Annotated in this window: 15 protein-coding genes; 7 read left to right on the top strand and 8 right to left on the bottom strand. The window is 63.8% G+C overall.

Annotated features, from left to right (window positions below; all coding sequences use genetic code 11):
• Positions 1–38 precede the first annotated feature (38 nt).
• Positions 39–1,445, bottom strand: a complete 1,407-nt coding sequence (locus tag ACUN9V_RS02265; protein ID WP_075563634.1) for a sugar porter family MFS transporter — start codon at positions 1,443–1,445, stop codon at positions 39–41.
• A 48-nt stretch (positions 1,446–1,493) separates the two neighbouring features.
• Positions 1,494–2,228: an SDR family NAD(P)-dependent oxidoreductase gene (locus ACUN9V_RS02270; RefSeq protein ID WP_445510205.1), complete on the bottom strand. Its 735-nt coding sequence runs from the start codon at positions 2,226–2,228 to the stop codon at positions 1,494–1,496.
• Positions 2,229–2,446: 218 nt separating this feature from the next.
• Here ACUN9V_RS02270 and ACUN9V_RS02275 point away from each other — a divergent pair, with 218 nt between their 5' ends.
• Entirely contained in the window at positions 2,447–3,637 is a 1,191-nt protein-coding gene (locus tag ACUN9V_RS02275; protein ID WP_445510206.1) for an ROK family transcriptional regulator, read from the top strand.
• A gap of 48 nt (positions 3,638–3,685) precedes the next feature.
• Here ACUN9V_RS02275 and ACUN9V_RS02280 read toward each other — a convergent pair whose 3' ends face one another.
• Complete coding sequence (locus ACUN9V_RS02280) at positions 3,686–6,994, bottom strand: AAA family ATPase (protein ID WP_445510207.1); 3,309 nt, start codon at positions 6,992–6,994, stop codon at positions 3,686–3,688.
• Entirely contained in the window at positions 6,991–8,232 is a 1,242-nt protein-coding gene (locus tag ACUN9V_RS02285; protein ID WP_445510208.1) for an exonuclease SbcCD subunit D C-terminal domain-containing protein, read from the bottom strand. The genes ACUN9V_RS02280 and ACUN9V_RS02285 overlap by 4 nt, the downstream gene beginning before the upstream one ends.
• Positions 8,233–8,442: 210 nt before the next feature.
• On the opposite strand from ACUN9V_RS02285, the gene nfi reads away from it, so the two are divergent.
• Positions 8,443–9,174, top strand: coding sequence for a deoxyribonuclease V (gene nfi / locus ACUN9V_RS02290; RefSeq protein WP_445510209.1), 732 nt, complete (start codon positions 8,443–8,445; stop codon positions 9,172–9,174).
• Positions 9,175–9,238: 64 nt separating this feature from the next.
• On the opposite strand, the gene ACUN9V_RS02295 is transcribed toward nfi, so the two are convergent.
• Positions 9,239–10,138, bottom strand: coding sequence for an aldo/keto reductase (locus tag ACUN9V_RS02295; protein WP_445510210.1), 900 nt, complete (start codon positions 10,136–10,138; stop codon positions 9,239–9,241).
• Between the two features lie 205 nt (positions 10,139–10,343).
• Here ACUN9V_RS02295 and ACUN9V_RS02300 point away from each other — a divergent pair, with 205 nt between their 5' ends.
• The 5 genes from ACUN9V_RS02300 to ACUN9V_RS02320 all read left to right on the top strand — a co-directional run bounded on the left by ACUN9V_RS02300 (position 10,344) and on the right by ACUN9V_RS02320 (position 15,226).
• Positions 10,344–10,889 carry a DUF1415 domain-containing protein gene (locus ACUN9V_RS02300; RefSeq protein ID WP_445510362.1) on the top strand — a complete coding sequence of 182 codons (546 nt, stop codon included), beginning with the start codon at positions 10,344–10,346 and terminating at the stop codon, positions 10,887–10,889.
• An 89-nt stretch (positions 10,890–10,978) separates the two neighbouring features.
• Positions 10,979–11,482: a thiol peroxidase gene (gene tpx / locus ACUN9V_RS02305; protein ID WP_445510211.1), complete on the top strand. Its 504-nt coding sequence runs from the start codon at positions 10,979–10,981 to the stop codon at positions 11,480–11,482.
• 141 nt (positions 11,483–11,623) lie between these two features.
• Positions 11,624–12,055 (top strand): OsmC family protein, encoded by a 432-nt coding sequence (locus ACUN9V_RS02310; RefSeq protein WP_075562899.1) that lies wholly within the window; start codon positions 11,624–11,626, stop codon positions 12,053–12,055.
• A 444-nt stretch (positions 12,056–12,499) separates the two neighbouring features.
• A complete protein-coding gene (locus tag ACUN9V_RS02315) occupies positions 12,500–13,807 on the top strand; it encodes an MFS transporter (RefSeq protein WP_439284774.1) in 1,308 nt (435 codons plus the stop codon).
• Positions 13,808–13,918: 111 nt separating this feature from the next.
• Positions 13,919–15,226 (top strand): MFS transporter, encoded by a 1,308-nt coding sequence (locus ACUN9V_RS02320; RefSeq protein WP_445510212.1) that lies wholly within the window; start codon positions 13,919–13,921, stop codon positions 15,224–15,226.
• A 59-nt stretch (positions 15,227–15,285) separates the two neighbouring features.
• On the opposite strand, the gene ACUN9V_RS02325 is transcribed toward ACUN9V_RS02320, so the two are convergent.
• The 3 genes from ACUN9V_RS02325 to ACUN9V_RS02335 form a co-directional block, all read right to left on the bottom strand.
• Positions 15,286–16,044, bottom strand: coding sequence for a gamma-glutamyl-gamma-aminobutyrate hydrolase family protein (locus tag ACUN9V_RS02325; protein WP_439284778.1), 759 nt, complete (start codon positions 16,042–16,044; stop codon positions 15,286–15,288).
• Positions 16,044–17,048, bottom strand: coding sequence for an amidoligase family protein (locus ACUN9V_RS02330; RefSeq protein WP_445510213.1), 1,005 nt, complete (start codon positions 17,046–17,048; stop codon positions 16,044–16,046). Before ACUN9V_RS02330 ends, ACUN9V_RS02325 begins: the two co-directional genes overlap by 1 nt.
• Positions 17,049–17,189: 141 nt before the next feature.
• The gene (locus ACUN9V_RS02335) at positions 17,190–18,032 is read right to left on the bottom strand and encodes an EamA family transporter (RefSeq protein ID WP_110692873.1); all 843 of its coding nucleotides are present in this window, start codon (positions 18,030–18,032) and stop codon (positions 17,190–17,192) included.
• Positions 18,033–18,174 lie beyond the last annotated feature (142 nt).

Below are 18,174 nucleotides of genomic sequence, written 5' to 3' on the forward strand. Positions count from 1 at the left end.
CAAGCTACGTGATGCTTAGATCACGGCGTATTGGCCGCTCACTCGTACGCCATATCCTCGAGTTCCTTGCCGTTGGTTTCGCGCACGAAGCGAGCGACGAAGATGACCGAGAGCAGGGCGCAGATCGCGTAGAAGCCATACGCGCCGGTGAGGCCGATCGATGCCAGCATGATCGGGAAGGTCATGGTGATGGCGAAGTTGGCGACCCACTGGAACAGCCCGGCAACGGCCAGTCCCGACCCGCGCACCTGGTTGGGGTACATCTCCCCGAGCATGACCCACATTACCGGGCCCCAGGAGACGTTGAAGAAGAAGACGTAGGCATTGGCCGCAAGCAGGGCGAGGATGCCGTTGCCCGAGGAAAGCGCCAGGCTGCCGTTGACGATCTCTGCGGTAGAGAATGCGTAGACCAGAATTGCCAGGGTGATCGTCATGCCCACCGACCCTGCCCACAGCAGCGGCTTGCGACCGATACGATCGATCAGGCCGATCGTGACCAGGCAGGCCGCGATGCTGACCGCGCCGCTGATGACGTTGATCATCAGGGCATCGCTTTCGGAGAAACCGACCGCCTGCCACAGTACCGCACCGTAGTAGAACACCACGTTGATCCCGACCAGCTGCTGGAACACCGCCAGGCCGATGCCGATCCAGACCAGTTTCAGCAGCTTGCCGGTAGCGGGGTTGATCAGGTCCGACAGGCGCGGTTTATGACGGTTGGAAAGCGAGGCGTGAATGTCTGCCAGGCGCTTTTCGGTTCCGGCTTCGTCGTAGACGAGGCGAAGAACGCGTTTGGCCTTGTCGTCATGTCCGGCACTGACCAGAAAGCGCGGGCTTTCCGGGATGAACATCAGCGCGATCAGGAAGATGCCGGCCGGAATCAGTTCCATCCAGAACATGCAGCGCCAGGCTTCAAAACCGAACCACAGCTCGGCGGTGGAGCCGCCGGCGATATTGGCCAGGGCGTAGTTGTTGAGAAACGAGAAGAACAGCCCGCCGATGATCGCGACTTGCTGAATGGTCGCCAATCGGCCGCGCAGGTGCGAGGGGGCGATTTCACTGATGTAGGCCGGCGACATGACGCTGGCCGCACCCACTGCCAGACCGCCCAGTATCCGATAGATCACGAACTCGAATGATCCCCCGGCGATGCCGGAACCCCAGGCGCTGATGATAAAGAACACGGCAGCGACCAGCAGCAGCGTACGGCGGCCGAATTTATCCGCCAGTCGGCCGGCGAAGAAGGCGCCGACGGCGCAGCCCAGCAGCATCGAGGCGACGTTGAAACCGGTGCCGACACTTTCCGACTGGAAAGCCTGCTGAAGGCCGTCGACGGTGCCGTTGATGACACCGCTATCGAAACCGAACAGGAAGCCGCCAATGGCGGCCACGCAGCAGATAAGTAGAACCACGACAGGATTTTGTGAAGTGCTTGATGTTGGCATTGTTGAACTCCAATGGTCTCTCGATGAGGGTTCCGAGGCAGCTTGCGATCAGAGCCAGCCGGCATCGACCCAATAGTTGTGAGCGGTACAGGCGGCCGCGGCGTCCGAGGAGAGGAAGAGCACCATGGAGGCCACGTGGTGAGGATGGATACGGACCTTGAGCTTCTGTTCGGCGACGATCTGCTCTTCATCCTCGGGGCTGTACCAGCGCGACTGGCGTGGCGTCTTGACGTTGCCGGGAATCACGCAGTTGACGCGGATGCCGTCGCTGCCAAGCTCGCTCGCCAACGCTCGCGTCAGCCCCTCGATGCCGGCCTTGGCAGTCTCGTAGAGCACCAGGCCAGGCTGCCCGAGGTGCCAGCTGATCGAGCCCAGATTGATGATGACGCCCTCACCTCGACGGCGCATGGCAGGCGCCACTTCGCGAGCAGCCAGCACCAGATGGCGCAGATTGACCGCCATCCGATTTTCCCAATACTCGGGGGTAATATCCTCGAGGCGGTGGCGATCGTCGTTTGCCGCGTTGTTGACCAGGATGTCGACATCGCCGATGGCGGTGAGCGTCGCGATCAGCGCCTCAGCATCGGTCAGGTCGCACTGATGGAAATGGACGTTGCTGCCGAGCTCCTCGGCCAGCGCCTGGGCGTCATCGATAATATCGATGAAGTGGATTTCGGCGCGCTGCTCGGCAAAGGCACGTACCAGGCCCTCGCCGATGCCGGAACCGCCGCCGGTAATGACCACGCGCTTGCTTTCGAGACCGGGATAGATGGCTGACGGCATGAAGGCTCCTGAAGGTTAGTAAAACCTATTAACTAAGTTGAGGGCGATCATGCGCGCATGTGGTGCCGGCTGCCATTGACCATTGGTGTTAAGACCATTGTCTTTGAGACTAATGGATCTAAGACTTAAGGCTCATGATGGTGGTGCTTCTCGGTCGATCTCAGCGGGCTTTGGTATAGTCGCTGTATCCACCGCCACCCGACGCTGTCCTCTTTCCCATGCCCAACTCCTTCACCCCGCAAACTGCCGGTGATCTCAACTATCTGAAGAGCCTCAATCGCAGCACGATTCTGAGCACCGTGCGGCGCAGCCCGGGATTGTCGCGGGCCGATATCGCGCTCGAGACAGGCCTGACCAAGGCGACGGTAGGCAGTGTGGTGCAAACGCTGGTCGAACGAGGCTGGCTACGCGAGGGAGAGTTGCATGCGCGCGGCGGTGGCCGGCCGGGGCGCGCGCTCTATCTGGATGGAGAGCGACACTACATGCTGGGTGCCGAAGTGGGGGTCAAGGGCCTGCGGCTAGTTGCCTGCAATCTTGTCGGGGAGATTCTGGCAAGCAGCCATCAGGAAGCGCCGCCCGCCGATCCCGTTTCCACCGCGACGCGTCTGGCGAAGCTGCTGAACCAGCTACGCGAAGCGCCCGCCATCGCGGGTCGGCGCTGTCTGGGGCTGGGCGTTGCGGTGCCCGGCCCCGTCTCTCCCACCGCGCCGATCCTCAGCCTGGCGCCCAATCTGGGCTGGATCGACGTCGATTTTCTGGCGCTGCTGCGGGAAGAGCCGGATCTACCGGATGGAGTCTGGCTACTGGACAACGAGGCCAACGCGGCGGCGTTCGGCGAGTTCTATTTTTTCGAGGGCATTCCGCCCGAGTCGCTCGCCTACATCAGCGCCGATATCGGTATCGGCTGCGGCGTGGTCAGCGGTGAACATTTCCCCGTGGTGCCACGCGGCTATCAAGGCCTGGTCGGGGAGATCGGCCATACCGTGATTCAGCCGGGCGGAGCGCTTTGCCATTGCGGCAACCGCGGCTGTGCCGAAACCCTGGTCAGCGGTTGGGCGCTGCGCGAGTCGCTGGGTCTCGATATCGATGACAGCCTCAGCGCCTCGGTACGAGCCCGGGCCGGTGAGGCGGACGTGCAAGCCTTGATTCAGCGCGCCGGAGAAGCACTGGGGCTGCTGATGCTCAACCTGCATCACACGCTCAACCCGTCGATGCTGATTCTGGGCGGGTCGTTGATGTGGCTGAAAGGGCCTCTGATCGAGCCGGCGCTGGCCTACTTCGAGGCCCATCAAAACGATCTGCTCAGGCAGTCGCAATCCGTTCCGATCAAGATCATCGAAGACAGCACGTTCACCGCCGCCAGAGGTGCCGCCGCTCAGGTCATGGCCCGGGCGGCGATCGAGGTGTGACTCATGGCGTCGACTTCGCGCGCGCAGCTTGCGGGCGATAGCCGGCCGTCAACGGCGCTGAATCACCAGCCGGCTGGCCCCGTTGCCGCTGGGTTCGACCCGAATCTGTAGCGGAATCCGCTCGTGCATCTCCTGGACGTGAGAGATTACCCCCACGCGGCGCCCCTGGGCCTGCAGGCCGTCGAGCGCGTCCATCGCCAACGCCAGCGATTCGGGGTCGAGACTGCCGAATCCTTCATCGATGAACAACGATTCGATCGCCAGCTGGTGGGAGGCCATTGACGCCAGCCCCAGCGCCAACGCCAGCGACACCAGAAAGGTTTCGCCGCCGGAGAGCGAGTGGACCGAGCGGCGCTCGTCGGCCATGTCGCCATCGATCACCAGAATGCCGAGCTCGCTGCCGCCGCGTATCAATCGGTAGCGTGGCGTCAGCGCGCGCAGATGCTGATTGGCGTGGGTCAGTAGATGGTCGAGATTGTAGGCCTGGGCGATGCGCCGGAAACGCTTGCCGTCGGCACTGCCGATCAGGCCGTTCAGGCGCTCCCAGCGATTGACTTCGTGCCGGGCCGATTCGCGCTCCTGGGCGCCATCGCGCTGCGCCTGACGACGACGATCGTCTTCACGAAGCTGATGCTGGGCGGCGTCGCGGGTGTCCTGACGCTCGTCTCGCTGGCGGATCAGGGCTTCAGCGGTCTCGCGCTGGTGGATCAACCGTGCCGCCAGTTCGCGGGTAGCCGCGTCATCGAGCAACTGGTTTTCGTCTCGGTCCGGAAGGAGCGCGCGGCGCTGCTCGCGTAGCGCCTGCTGACGTTCCTCGCGCTTGACGGTGACAGCGGCGAGGTCGCGCTCGGATTGTGCGCTGCGCTCCCGGCGGCGGCGGTGATCCGCCTCGCTGACCGCCAGCAGGGTGTCGATCGTGTCGTCGTCCAGCGCCGGACGCTCGCGGCGCCAGGCTTGCCAGTCGCCGTCGAGCTCGTCGAATTCCGTCTGCGCCTCTCGCTGGCGCTGCTCGAGATCCGTCAGCCGCTGCGTCAACTGGGTCCGGGTCTGGGCCAGCGTCTGCCAGCGCGTTCGATGTTCCTCGAGCGTCGCTTCCGCCTGCTGGCGTCGCTGCTCCAGTGCCGCCTGCCAGGCCGGAACGGAGTCGTGACTGCCGAGCCGGGCTGCAAGTCGTGATCCGGTGTCGTCCACCTGCTGTTGCAACGAGGGCAGCGACGTCTCGAGCGTGTGCAGACGCTCACGGTTCAGGGAATGGCGCTCCTCCAGCTTGCCCAGTTCGAGTGACAGCTGCTGCCATTCGGCTTCCAGCGGCTGCAGCAGACGTTCCGCCTCGTCGAGCGCGGAGAGCTGGTCGCTGGCCTGACGCCATTGCTGGTTCAGCCGCTCGCGCCGCGCCTCGAACCAGCCGCCGGCCGCCTCGCTCTGACGCAGGGCCGGGGCCGCGGCGTGAGCGTCAATGGCGCTCTCGGCCTGATCGAGCCGCCGGGACAGCGTCTCGAGCTGGCGCTCGCGTTCGAGCAGGCCCTGGCGGCAGGCGCGGTAATCGGCGCTGCACTGGTGATAGACGTGGTGGGCGTTTTCCACCTGTTCGCGATGGTTGTCGAGCTGTTGTCGTTCCTGCCCCTCGATCGCCTCGATCATGGCAGCGCCGGGGTGTGCCGGTGGCGCGTGTCGGTAGGGGTGAGCCGTCGCCCCACAGACCGGACAAGGTTCGTCGTCACTCAGGTGCTGGCGCAGCTGTTCGACGCTGTCGCTTCGCGCAGCGCGGGCGCCTTCGATCTGCTGGCGGATCAGCGTCTCTTCGGATTCCGCCGCCTTGAGCCGCTGTGCGGCCTGCTTGCCCTGAGTTTCCAGCTCCTGGAGCCGGCGGCGCTCGCTGTCGAGCTGCCGGCGCGTCTCGGTCTGCTCTTGGCGTAGCCGTTCTCCTTCACGCCAGTCCTGCTGCAGATCCTGCAGTGCCTGCAACTCACCTTGCGCCAGATCGCGCCGGCGATTCAGGGTCGAGCGCAGTTCATGGGCGCTTGGACGCTCGCCCGCCTCGCCAGCGCCTTTCAGCAGCCCTTCGAGGGTCGCCTGCTGCTCGCCAAGGCGTGTCTTGAGTGGCTGGCGTGCTTCCTGCAATTGCGTTCGGCGCTGCGCGTCGGCCTGCGTTGCCTCGGCGAGCTGGCGGTGCTCGCGCTGCTGCTGGGTGAGCTGCTGGCGCTGGTGTTCGAGATCGGCGGCCAGCTGGCGGGCCTCGTCCAGTTGCGGCTGGGCTTCCCGATCGTCGAGCCGGGCTTGTTCGTGGGCTTGCCGGGCGCTAGCGAGCTGCGGCTCGAGCGCCTCGCGCTCCCGGTCGCAATCCTCGGACTGGCGACGCTCCCTGGCCAGCGTCTGGCGATGCCCGGCAAGTGTACTTTCGAGCGTCCGACGGCGCTTTGCCCGCTCTCGCCAGGGTGCCAGCTCATCGAGCTGGGCGAGCTGCTCGCGTTCCCCCCGATTTTGTCGCCATTCGCGATCGGCCTGGCGCCAGCTGTCATCGGCCTGCTGCCAGGCTTGCGCCAGTTGGGCCTCGCGCTCGAGTTCGATGCCCTGTGTCTGATGGCGCGACAGCTCGGCCTGGAGATCGGCCAGCGCCTGCTCCTCGGCCTGAGCCTGTCGTTCATAGGCCGCGCGCGTCTCGGCGTCTACCGGCAACGCGTCGGCGAGCCTGACCTCGATGGCATCGAGAATGCTTTTGGCATCCCGAACCCGCTGATAGGCAGCTCTGGAGATTTCCGAGTAGTGCTGCGTGTCGGTCAGACGCTCCAGCAGTTCACTGCGCTCGTTGTCGTCGGCCTTGAGGAAGGCGGCGAACTCGCTCTGGGCCAGCAGCACGGCCCGGGTGAACTGGTCGAACTTGAGTCCCAGCCGCTCGGGCAGCAGCTTCTCGAACTCCCGCGTCTGTGCGGTGAGCAGCTGGTTGGCATCCAGGTCGGTCAATGACTGTTCGATCTTCTGCAGGCTGCCGTCGATCTTGTTGCGGGCGCGGCGCACCGCCCAGCGTGCCCGATAGCGGCGCCCGTCGCGGCCGACGAAATCGACTTCCGCGAAGCCACTGGCGCAGCCTCGACGCAGCAAGGTGCGCGCGTCTGCGGTGGTCAAGGTGTCGTCATTGACGTCGGCGATCTGAGAGTCCCGTTTCGGTGCCTGGCGCAGGCGCGGTGTGCTGCCGTAGAGCGCCAGGCACAGCGCGTCCAGCAGGGTGCTCTTACCGGCGCCGGTGGGGCCGGTGATGGCGAACAGACCCTGGTCGGCCAGCGGTGAGGCGGTGAAGTCGACCTCGTGATGGCCGGCCAGCGAGGCGAGGTTTTCCAGACGGATGGCGAGGATTTTCATGTCTCGCTCCCCTCATGGCGGCTTTCCGCGTCCTGAACCTGCTGCAGCAGGCTGGCAAAATCCGCCATGACGTCATCCGGAGGCGCATCGCCGTAGCGCGTCTGCCAGGTGCGGGTGAAAATCTCCTGCGGGGTCAGGCTGTCGAGGTCAACGTTGGCGTCCGCATCGTCGCGCCCGCTGGCGTTGGGGTAGCGGCTGTGAATGCGCAACAGACGTAGCGGCTTGTCTGCCATCGCGGCCTCGATCCGGGCGCGCAGATCGGGGCGAGGGGCGTCGAGATCGACCCGGATCTCCAGCCATGGCCAGCGTTCACGAGGAAGATCGGCATCCGTCTCCAGTTCGCCAAGCGTCTGCTCGACCTCTTCGATACTGCCCGGGCCTACGCGTATCAGTGCCACGTGACGCGGGATCGGCAGCGTCTCGATCTCGCCCAGCGTTTCGCCGTCGAGGGTGAGTTCGACCACCTGGTGCGGATAGTGGCTCTCGCTGAAATCGAGCGGCAGCGGCGAGCCGCTGTAGCGAATGCGTGGCTCGCCGACCTGCTGGGGCCGATGCAGATGGCCGAGCGCGACATAGGCGATCGAATCGGGAAACAGCGTCGCCGGGACCGACTCCTCGCCACCGATGACGATGGGGCGCTCGCTCGCCTCGGAGACAGCGGCACCCTGCAGATGCGCGTGACTCATCGCCACCAGCGCCTGACCCGGCTGGCGGCACGCCTCGGCCGCGGCGATCAGCTCTGCGTGGACGCGAGCGATGCCCTGGCGATAGTCATCGATCTCGCCGCCGGTCACCTCGGCGGGGCGCAGGAAGGGCAGCGCCAGACACCAGGCTTTGAGCGTGCCATCGACGTCGTGCAGCGGGATCAGCAGATGGTCGCTGTCGAGACGACCGTCGTCGAGCCAGTGCACGCGGCCCAGAGCATGGGTCTTGAGGCTCTTCATCAACGGTGCCGGCAGCTCGATACGCGAACCGCTGTCGTGGTTGCCGGCGATCATCACGATCTCCAAGTCCGGCAGGGCGGCGTGGGCGGCAACGATGAAGTCGTAGAGCAGCTCCTGGGCGCGCAGCGAAGGATTGACCACATCGAAGATATCGCCGGCGATCAGCAAGGCATCGGGGCGGCGCTCGACGAGTGTCGCCAGCAGCCAGTCGAGAAAGGCGCGATGTTCGACATGGCGTTCCTGGCCATGGAAAGACTGGCCCAGATGCCAGTCGGCGGTGTGGATCAATTTCACGGCGCGGCGCCCTGTTGCAACGAAGAGAGAGTGAAGAGGCAAAAGCGTCGCCAAGTGTAACGTGGCGGGCGTGGGGGAAAAGACCCAATGCGCGCTTCCTTATGGCCGCGCACCGCCACGACCGCGCCTCAATATTGCCTCGGCCGTTGGAGAGACGCGCGACCTGGGACTAGTCTTTCGGACTCATGGAGACAACCGGGAGAGCCCAGGATGGCGCTACACGAATGGAATCTGACGCCCGAGGCGGCGATCGCGCTGCAGAAGCAGCTGGCGCCAGCAATCATACGCGAGGATACGCTGGGTGAGGTCGACCTGATCGCAGGCATGGATATCGGCTTCGAGGATGGAGGCGAGACGACGCGGGCGGCGCTGGTGCTGCTCGAATGGCCATCGCTCACGCTGGTCGAGCAGGTGGTGCACCGCGAGCCGACGCGGATGCCGTACGTGCCGGGCCTGCTCTCGTTTCGCGAAATTCCGGCGGCGCTGGGCGCGTTCGAGCAGCTGTCGCAGCGCCCGGACCTGATCATGGTCGACGGGCAGGGCATCGCGCATCCGCGTCGACTGGGAATCGCCTCCCATCTGGGGCTGTGGCTCGATCTGCCGACCATCGGCGTGGGCAAGAGCCGGCTGTGCGGGCAGTTCGGCGAGGTACCGTCGGTCAAAGGCGAATGGACGCCGCTGACCGATCGCCGACGTGAACAGGACCCGAGCGACGTTGCCGTCGACGAACGCGGCCGCGTCACCATCGGCGCCGTGCTGCGCTCGAGAGAGGGCGTCAAACCGCTGTTCGTGTCACCGGGGCATCGAATGTCTCTCGATAGCGCGGTCAATTGGGTCGTGCGCTGCCTGGGCAAGACCAAGCTGCCGGAGCCGACCCGGCTGGCGGATCGGCTGGCGTCCCGGCGCGGCTCGGTGGCGACCACCGGACAGCTGTCGCTGTAGCGGCTCTGGTGTCGAGCACTGCGATGGGCGTCGGACTCGGGAATTCGGCGCTGCGATCATCGATTCAGACGATATCCAGCGATACCGGCTCCTTGGGTGCCGGAAAGGCGTCATCGAGCTGCGTGAGGTCCTCGCTGTCGAGTTCGATCTCGAGCGCCTTCGCATTGGCCTCGACGTGGGCGAGATTCGACGCCTTGGGAATCGCAATGACCCCACGCATGCCGTCCTGACTGACGCAGGTGGGGCGAATCACCCAGGCCAGCAGGATCTGCGCGGCGCTGGCACCGTGTTTGTCGGCGATCTCGTTGACCACGCTCGACGAGAGCAGTTTGGATCGCAGCCGGCCGCCCTGGGCCAGCGGGCAGTACGCCATCACTGGAATGTGGTGGTCCTGCATCCATGGGATGATGTCGACTTCGACACCGCGGGAACCGAGATGGTAGAGCACCTGGTCGGTTGCGCATTCGGCGGCGGCAGGAATGGCGTCCAGGGCCCTGAGATTGTCGGCATCGAAATTGGAGACGCCGAAGCGCCGGGTCTTGCCCTGATCACGTAACCGCTCGAAGGCCTCGAACGTCTCTTCGAGGGGAATATTGCCCGGCCAATGCAGCAGGTATAGATCCAGGCAATCGATCCCCAGGCGTTCGAGGCTGCGCTCGCAGGCGGCGATGGCGCTATCCCGGCCGGCATTCCAGGGATAGACCTTGGAGACGACGAAGGCGTCGTCACGGCGACCGCGTATCGCCTCGCCGACGACCCGCTCGGCACCGCCGTCGCCATACATCTCGGCGGTATCGATCAGGCTCATCCCGAGATCCAGGCCGTAACGCAGGGCGTCGATTTCCTGCTGACGAGGAACGAGATCCTCTCCCATGTACCAGGTGCCCTGACCCATCGCCGGGAGAGCAAGTGACGGTGCCCCGAGGCTTTCGGGCAGGACGATATGCGGCGGCGTATCTGGCATCGGAAACTCCCTTTCCATGAAGGTGTTACTGTTATGCTGGCCGCCGCTCGCGGGTTTCGCAAATCACTTTCGCGGTAACTGCGTAACATTACTCGACTTGTGTGGCGCGTACGTTCGCTTTACGTGAATCGATTTGCGATTTGTGTGAAGACGCCACCCGGGTGACCCATCCGAACTCAGGAGTTCCGTCATCGAATCTTCTTCGATCAGCCTCACCCGAGCCTGGCTCGAATCCTTCGTCGTGGCCCACGATATCTGTCCTTTTGCCGGGCGCGAGATGCGCCGGAATGCCATTCGTTATGCGCTGGCCGAGTCCGCAGAGCTGGAAGGGTTGCTGCACGAGCTGGTGGACGAATGTCGCCGACTGGACGCGGAGCCTTCGATTGCCACCACGCTGCTGATTGCGCCCGCCGGCATGGACGATTTCGATGATTATCTGGATTGGCTCGAGCTGGCCGAGCGGCTGTTCGACGATCTGGGCTATCGCGGGATCTATCAGCTGGCGAGTTTTCATCCGGACTATGTCTTCGATGGCGTCGAGGCGACCGATGCGGCCAATGCCACCAACCGTTCGCCTTACCCGATGCTGCATATCCTGCGCGAAGCCGAGCTCGAACGAGCACTCGCAAGTCACGCCGACCCCGAGGCCATCCCCGAGCGCAACATGACGTTATTACGCGCTTCGGATTCGAAAGCCCTGGCGGTATCGCGGGAACTGCTGACGCGATCGTCCGGCAAGGCCGAGGGATAGGCTATGCTGGTCTGGAATGGCGCGCCGCGAGGCACGCCACCTCTCTAGTTCCTTTGATCTCTGAATCATTCCAGCGGGAGTAGACAATCATGCAAAGCGTGACGCGAGGCGGGGTGCCCGTCGAAGTGGGTGATGAATTTCCCGTCGTTGGCGATACGGCGCCCGCCTTTACCCTGACCGACGCCGAACTCGGGGAGCGCTCGCTTTCCGACTTTGCCGGTCAGCGCAAGGTGCTCAATATCATTCCCAGCGTCGACACCAAGACCTGCGCGATGTCCACGCGCAAGTTCAACGAGTATGCCAGCGGCCTCGACAATACCGCGGTGCTGATCGTGTCGGCGGATCTCCCTTTCGCCCAGAGCCGTTTCTGCGGCGCCGAGGGTCTGGACCGCGTGATCACGCTGTCGTGCTTTCGTCATCCCGAGTTTCGTCAACGCTACGGCGTCGCCTTGCAGAGCGGTGTCATGGCCGGGCTCTGCGCGCGGGCGGTCATCGTGATCGACGAGCAGGACAAGATCTTGCATGCCGAACTGGTCAGCGAGATCAAGAACGAGCCTGACTACGACTCCGCGTTGGCAGCACTCAAGGCCTAAAACAGGATTTTCGGGTTCGAATCGGCTCGTTGGAGAGCGATTGGGATGACGTCTGGCGCAGGTGGTCTACACTGACTGCCACTCCATCCGCTGTGATGGCAGTAGCCTCGAACGGTTACATCGAACCAGAAGGAGTTGATGATGACGATCAAGAAATCCGGATCCGCCGAATGGAAAGGTAGTCTCAAGAAAGGCAAGGGTGTCGTATCCACCGAGAGCGGCGCGCTCAAGCAAAACCCCTACGGTTTCAATACCCGTTTCGAGGGCGAGCCAGGCACCAACCCGGAAGAGCTGATAGCGTCCGCGCACGCCAGCTGCTTTTCGATGGCGCTGTCCATGATGCTGGGTGAAGAGGGCATCGAGCCGGAGAGCATCAAGACCGACGCGACGGTGATCATGGAGCAGGACGACAGCGGCTTCACCATTACCGAAGTCCAGCTCAAGACGGTAGCCAAGATCCCCGGCGCCGATCAGTCGACCTTCGATAGCGCCGCGCAGAAGGCCAAGGAAGGCTGCCCGATCTCCAAGCTGCTGAACGCCAAGATTTCGCTGGATGCCAAGCTGGAAAGCTGAACATCCGGCGATGATGAAAAACCGGTCCTCGGAGGCCGGTTTTTTTATGTCCGAGTATTAGGCGCTCTGGCGCGGGGCTAGGAGCACCAGCCGCCCTTGTGGTGCGATCCAGTTCCGCCGTGAGGATGCTGGCCTTTGGGACATGCATGGACGGTCGATACGCCCAGCGTGGAGACGAGGAGCAACAGGATGAGCAAGGGTTTCATGACGTGGGCCTGTGATTGGAGCGGACGAAAGAGACTCTAGCGCAAGCCTCTCCGTATCGGTATCTGGATCTTGTGCGGAAGCCAACCAAGGACCCGTCGGCCACACTGACGGAACTTATAAAGTCTGATAATGTCATGACCCCTTCGTGCGGCGGATGACACCCTCTGTCGAGCTTCCGTGAAGCACGTTGGCTACTGGACACGTACGTTTCAACGCCTCAGAAAAAAGAACACGGCCATGGCTAACGCACCCCAATACGATGCGGCTCCGTCGCGTCCGCTGTCACGCGGTGACATCAAGATCCTGTCGCTCTCCGCCCTGGGCGGCGCGCTGGAGTTCTACGATTTCATCATTTTCGTCTATTTCGCCACGGTCATCGGGCATCTGTTCTTTCCACCGGACATGCCGGAGTGGCTGCGGATGATTCAGACCTACGGCATCTTCGCCGCCGGTTATCTGGCGCGCCCGCTGGGCGGCATCATCATGGCGCACTTCGGTGATCTGCTGGGTCGCAAGCGCATGTTCACGCTGTCGATCTTCCTGATGTCGGTGCCGACGCTGCTGATCGGCTGCCTGCCGACCTACGAAACCATCGGCTATCTGGCACCGCTGCTGCTGGTATTGATGCGCATCCTGCAGGGCGCTGCGGTGGGCGGCGAAGTCCCGGGCGCCTGGGTCTTCGTCACCGAGCACGTCTCGCGCAAGGACGTGGGTCTCGCCTGCGGCACGCTGGCCTCGGGCCTGGTCGCCGGTATCCTGATCGGCTCGATCATCTCGGCGTTTCTGAAGTCCTACTACACCCCCGAAGAGATGAGCGCCTATGGCTGGCGCGTGCCGTTCCTGATCGGCGGTGTATTCGGATTCCTGGCGGTCTATCTGCGTCGTTACCTCGAAGAGACCCCGGTGTTCGCCGAGATGCGCGCCAAGAAAGCGCTTTCCGACGGGCTGCCGGTCAAGCGTGTGCTGAGTCGGCATCTGGACAGCGTGGTGCTGTCGATGGCGGTGACCTGGATTCTCACCGGTGCGGTGGTGGTGGTGGTGCTGATGACGCCGAGCCTGCTGCAGTCGGTCTACGGTATCGATGCCTCGCTGGCCAACGTCTGGGCGATCGTCTGTGTGATCATCGGCTGCGTGGTATCCGGGTGGTGCTGCGATCGCATCGGCAGCGGTATCACGATCATTCTGTGGAGCCTGCTGCTGGGAATCACCTACTGGGTCATGATGCACACCGTGCCGACCCATCCCGACCAGCTGATGCTGCTCTACTGCCTGGCCGGCTTCGGCGTGGGTATCGTCGGCGTCGTGCCGACCATCGCGGTCAAGTCGTTTCCGGCAGCGGTGCGTTTTTCCGGCCTGTCGTTCTCCTACAACGTTGCCTATGCGATCTTCGGCGGGTTCACGCCGGTGGTGGTCTCGACGCTGATGGCGAGCCATCCCGCGGCCCCGGCGTACTATATCGCCGCGTTGTCGGCGCTCGGCGTCGTCATCGGTATTTTCCTGCTACGCGCGCCGAACGGACAGCGTCTGGCATTGATGCAGCACTGAGCCGCGTCTCGAGTTACGAACCGCGCTGGCGGGCGAGTTTCGATCTCGGCAGTTCCGCTATGGAATGATCGCGACGGCACCTTCGGGTGCCGTCCTTTTTGGAAGATCGCTATGTCTCACGACCCCACCTCGTCCGAATCGCCGCGTCCGCTCTCCCGTGGCGACGTCAAGACGCTGTCGCTGTCCGCCCTCGGCGGCGCGCTGGAATTCTACGACTTCATCATCTTCGTCTACTTCGCCACGGTCATCGGGCAGCTGTTCTTCCCGCCAGACATGCCGGAGTGGCTGCGCCAGATCCAGACGTTCGGCATCTTCGCCGCCGGCTACCTGGTAAGACCGCTGGGCGGCATCGTGATGGCGCACTTCGGCGACCTGCTGGGGCGCAAGCGCATGTTCACGCTGTCGATCCTGCTGATGGCGCTGCCCACGTTGGCGATCGGCTGCCTGCCCACCTACGGGTCGATCGGCTATCTGGCACCGCTGTTGCTCGTGCTGCTGCGCATGCTGCAGGGCGCAGCCGTGGGCGGCGAGGTACCCGGCGCCTGGGTGTTCGTCACCGAGCATATCCAGCGCCGTCATGTCGGCTTGGCCTGCGGTACGCTATCGGCCGGGCTGGCAGCGGGAATTCTGATCGGCTCGTTGGTGGCGGCGGTGATGAAATCGCACTTCTCTGCGCCAGAACTGGCGAGCGGCGCCTGGCGCATACCGTTTCTTCTCGGTGGCGCGTTCGGACTCATCGCCGTCTACCTGCGCCGCTGGCTGAGTGAAACCCCGGTCTTCGCCGAAATGCGCAAGCGCCGCGCCCTGGCGGCCGAACTGCCGGTCAAGACGGTACTTCGCGATCACTTGGGCGGGGTACTGCTGGCCATGGCGGTCAGCTGGATTCTGACCGCAGCCATCGTCGTCGTCATGCTGATGACGCCGCCGCTGCTGGCGGCGCAGTACGCCGGGCTCGACGCCTCGCTCGCCAACGTGGTGGCGATTCTGTGTCTAATCGTCGGCTGCGTGGTCGCCGGCTGGTGCGCCGATCGTTTCGGCAGTGGGGCGACGCTGGTGGGGTGGAGTGCGCTGCTGGGGTCGAGCTATTGGCTGATGATGAGCGTGGTCGGCCAGCGCCCGGAGCAGTTGATGCCGCTCTACGCACTGGCCGGTTTCTCGGTGGGTATCACCGGCGCGATACCGGCGATTGCGGTCAAGGCCTTCCCCGCGGCAGTGCGTTTCAGCGGGCTCTCGTTCTCCTACAACGTCGCCTACGCACTCTTCGGTGGTTTCACGCCAATCATCGTCACTACGCTGATGCGCTGGTATCCCATGTCGCCGGCGATCTACGTCGCGGCGCTATCGGTGATGGGCATCATCATCGGCCTGTTCCTGCTGCGCTCCCCGGCAGGGCGGAGGTTGGCGGTGATGCCGTCCTGATGGCTCGGTGATAGCAACCTGGTGCGGCCAGGGATACGGCAAGGAATGCGGCGGTGCGGTCAGTCTTCATCCACCGGCCGCTGTCGCTCGCCGGTTTCAACCGGCGCCTGACGCTGCTGTCGAGCCGCCTCCACCAGCGCTCGGATCAGTCGTTGTTGCGAACGGCTGAAGAGCAGGAATTCCGGATGCCACTGTACGCCGATCAGGAACGGGTGGCGTTCACTCTCGATGGCTTGAACGAGATCGTCGCGATCGTGGGCGACCACTTTCAGGCCGTCCCCCGGCCGGTCGACGGCCTGATGATGGAGGCTGTTCACGTTGCAGTAGCGGCGGTTGAGAATGTCGGCCAACTGGCTGAACGGCTCGATCTCGATTCGCTTGCGAGGCAGAACCATGCGACGATTTTTGATGTGGCTGTAGGTCGTCTGAATATCTTCGATCAGGCTGCCGCCGCAGTGAATGTTGATGATCTGGGCGCCGCGGCAGATGCCCAGGATCGGCAGACTCGACGGCAGGTAGTGGCCGAGCAGATCGAGTTCGAGTTCATCGCGAGCCGGATCGATACGAACGTCAAGCTGCACTTCGCCACCGTAGCGCTGGGCGCCGATGTCGTCACCGCCGCCGATGACCAGGCCATCCACTGGCTGCGTCAGAGGCCGTGACGGCGAGATACGTAGTGGTTTCCCGCCCGCGCGCCAGACCGAGAGCCAGTCGCACCACCAGGCCAGAAGGCTCTTGTGATCCGAGGTGGTGATGCCGATCACCGGGCGAGTCTGGCGCGATCTGGCTTCCGTTCCCGGACGTTTCGCTGAATTCATCAATGACGCATCCAGTGTCGAAGGGAGTCGAGCCAGCGGCTGAGCGTCGGCTGGGCGAGATGTTCGCGATAGGCGGCGCCGCGCTCGGCCAGTCGATCCGGATCGGCGGCGAGCCGCTCGACTTCCGCCCAGCGGTTCCACTCCACGACCACGCCCCATTCCGGGTCGGATAGCGCCGCGTTGGGCAGCCGGTAATGATAGGTCGGGCGCGGCTTGACCAGCGTCTCACGCAGCAGTTCGTTGGGGTGATCCGGCATCAGCCACGAGAACAGTGGCAGCAGATCCAGCTCACGGTTGCGCGTCGGATTGGCGAGCAGGTAGTCGTCGATCAACGTCTTCAAGGAGGGATGGTAGTCCGGTGCCAGTACCTTCCGCGTGTAGTCGCTGTGAAAGGGCTGGGTATGCGGCAGCATGTCCCGCGTCACGTCGACCACGATCTCGTCGCGTAGCCAGTCTGCCAGAATCAGATACGCGCGAAGATGGGCCAGCACGCTCTCGACCCTCGGCGAGGGGATCTCCGGATTGAGATGAAGCCCGAAACCGTAGAGCAGACTGGCATCGGTACCCTGGGCGCCATGGCTGCGTAGGGCAACGAACAGCTCATCCAGCCGTTCCAGCTCGTCCCAAGGGATCGGCGGGCAGACGATTTCGGTCGGCACCAGACCTGCCACCATGTCGCCTAGCCACTCGCGGGTGCGACTGTGCACGCTGGCACGAAGGTGTTCGCCGATCCCCGGGGGTTGACCATCGCTGGCACGAATGCGGTCGAGTATCTGCTCATCGGGGTGGACATACTTGCTGTCCAGCTCGACATGAAAATGGCCCCATGGGGTGCCGGTTACCGTCAGCCGATGGGCGCTGTGCTGCTCGACGTGACCGCCGAAGGTCATTTCGACCAGGCGCGCGGCCTGAATCGGGCCGACACCGGCAAATTCGAGTTCGACACCGACCTTGCGCGGCTGACCGTCGGCATTGGTGGCGTTGGGTGGAGCGATAAGAGACAAAATGGGCTCCTTGCCGATCGCTGTCGCCTGGATGGCTTTCGTCTTAGTGAGCGTCGATGCGCGCCGCAAGACGGTTGAACGGCGTTGGCAGGGCAGTGGCTCAGTATCGTTAAGCCTAGCAGTCTTGCCGTGGTATGGCAGTCATCCCCAATGCGTCAGAATGACGCCACCCAGAATCAGCCCGGCAGCCAGCAGGCGTTCACGGCGTAGCGGTTCCTTCAGCCAGACCACGCCGATGGCGATGGCGAAAAGAACGCTGGTTTCGCGCAGCGCGGCGACCAGCGCGATCGGGGCCTGAGTCATGGCCCAGATCGTGATGCCGTAAGCGCCGATGGACAGCGCGCCGCCGATCAGGCCCACTCGCCAATGGCGCGTCAGCTCGGGGAGAACGCGAACGCCACGCATGGCGATCAGAACCAGCAGCATGCCGAAACCGTCGAGCAGGAACAGCCAGATCACATAGCCGATGGCATCGCCGTTGGTACGAGCGCCGCTGCCATCGGCCAGGGTGTAGCCCGCGATGAAAGCCGAGGTCGTCAGCGCATTGATCAGCGACGCGCGTTCCAGGCGCGGCCCTTTCCCACCGCGGAACGCCATACACAAGATGCCCAGCACCAGCACCACGATGCCGAGATAGCCGAGCCAGGAAGGGTGCTCGCTGAGCGCGAAGACACTGATCGCGGTGACCAGCAACGGCGCGCAGCCGCGGGCGATCGGGTAGATCTGGCCGAGATCGCCAACCCGGTAGGCGCGTGCCAGGAACACGTTGTAGCCGATATGCAGAACGGCCGAACCGGCAAGCCATGGCCAGGCGGCCGGTTGCGGTAGTGGCACGAAGGTCACGCCAGCGAGAGCAATGAGCGCGCAGGCGGCCTGGATCAACGAGATGCTCAGCAGCCGATCGAGGCCCACCTTGACCAGCGCGTTCCAGCTGGCATGCATGAGGGCGCCGGCGAGTACGGCGAGGAAGACGGGCGTCGTCAACGTGAATCCTTTTTTATTCGGTTTTGGCTTGTTCGGGGGTTTGCTTATTCGGGGTTTTACTTATTCGCAGTTTTGTCTCGGCAGCGACGAGGCGTCGACGATAGCGCTGTCATGAGATCGTCATATCTTGCCACAGGCTCTG

The sequence above is a fragment of the Salinicola sp. V024 genome (assembly GCF_052645315.1).

Bases quoted from the DNA above. Each gene is read 5' to 3' on its own strand.
- ACUN9V_RS02280 (WP_445510207.1), bottom strand. From the start codon at position 6,994: ATGAAAATCCTCGCCATCCGTCTGGAAAACCTCGCCTCGCTGGCCGGC.
- ACUN9V_RS02310 (WP_075562899.1), top strand. From the start codon at position 11,624: ATGACGATCAAGAAATCCGGATCCGCCGAATGGAAAGGTAGTCTCAAG.
- tpx (WP_445510211.1), top strand. From the start codon at position 10,979: ATGCAAAGCGTGACGCGAGGCGGGGTGCCCGTCGAAGTGGGTGATGAA.
- ACUN9V_RS02320 (WP_445510212.1), top strand. From the start codon at position 13,919: ATGTCTCACGACCCCACCTCGTCCGAATCGCCGCGTCCGCTCTCCCGT.
- ACUN9V_RS02275 (WP_445510206.1), top strand. From the start codon at position 2,447: ATGCCCAACTCCTTCACCCCGCAAACTGCCGGTGATCTCAACTATCTG.
- nfi (WP_445510209.1), top strand. From the start codon at position 8,443: ATGGCGCTACACGAATGGAATCTGACGCCCGAGGCGGCGATCGCGCTG.
- ACUN9V_RS02295 (WP_445510210.1), bottom strand. From the start codon at position 10,138: ATGCCAGATACGCCGCCGCATATCGTCCTGCCCGAAAGCCTCGGGGCA.
- ACUN9V_RS02270 (WP_445510205.1), bottom strand. From the start codon at position 2,228: ATGCCGTCAGCCATCTATCCCGGTCTCGAAAGCAAGCGCGTGGTCATT.
- ACUN9V_RS02325 (WP_439284778.1), bottom strand. From the start codon at position 16,044: ATGAATTCAGCGAAACGTCCGGGAACGGAAGCCAGATCGCGCCAGACT.
- ACUN9V_RS02315 (WP_439284774.1), top strand. From the start codon at position 12,500: ATGGCTAACGCACCCCAATACGATGCGGCTCCGTCGCGTCCGCTGTCA.
- ACUN9V_RS02265 (WP_075563634.1), bottom strand. From the start codon at position 1,445: ATGCCAACATCAAGCACTTCACAAAATCCTGTCGTGGTTCTACTTATC.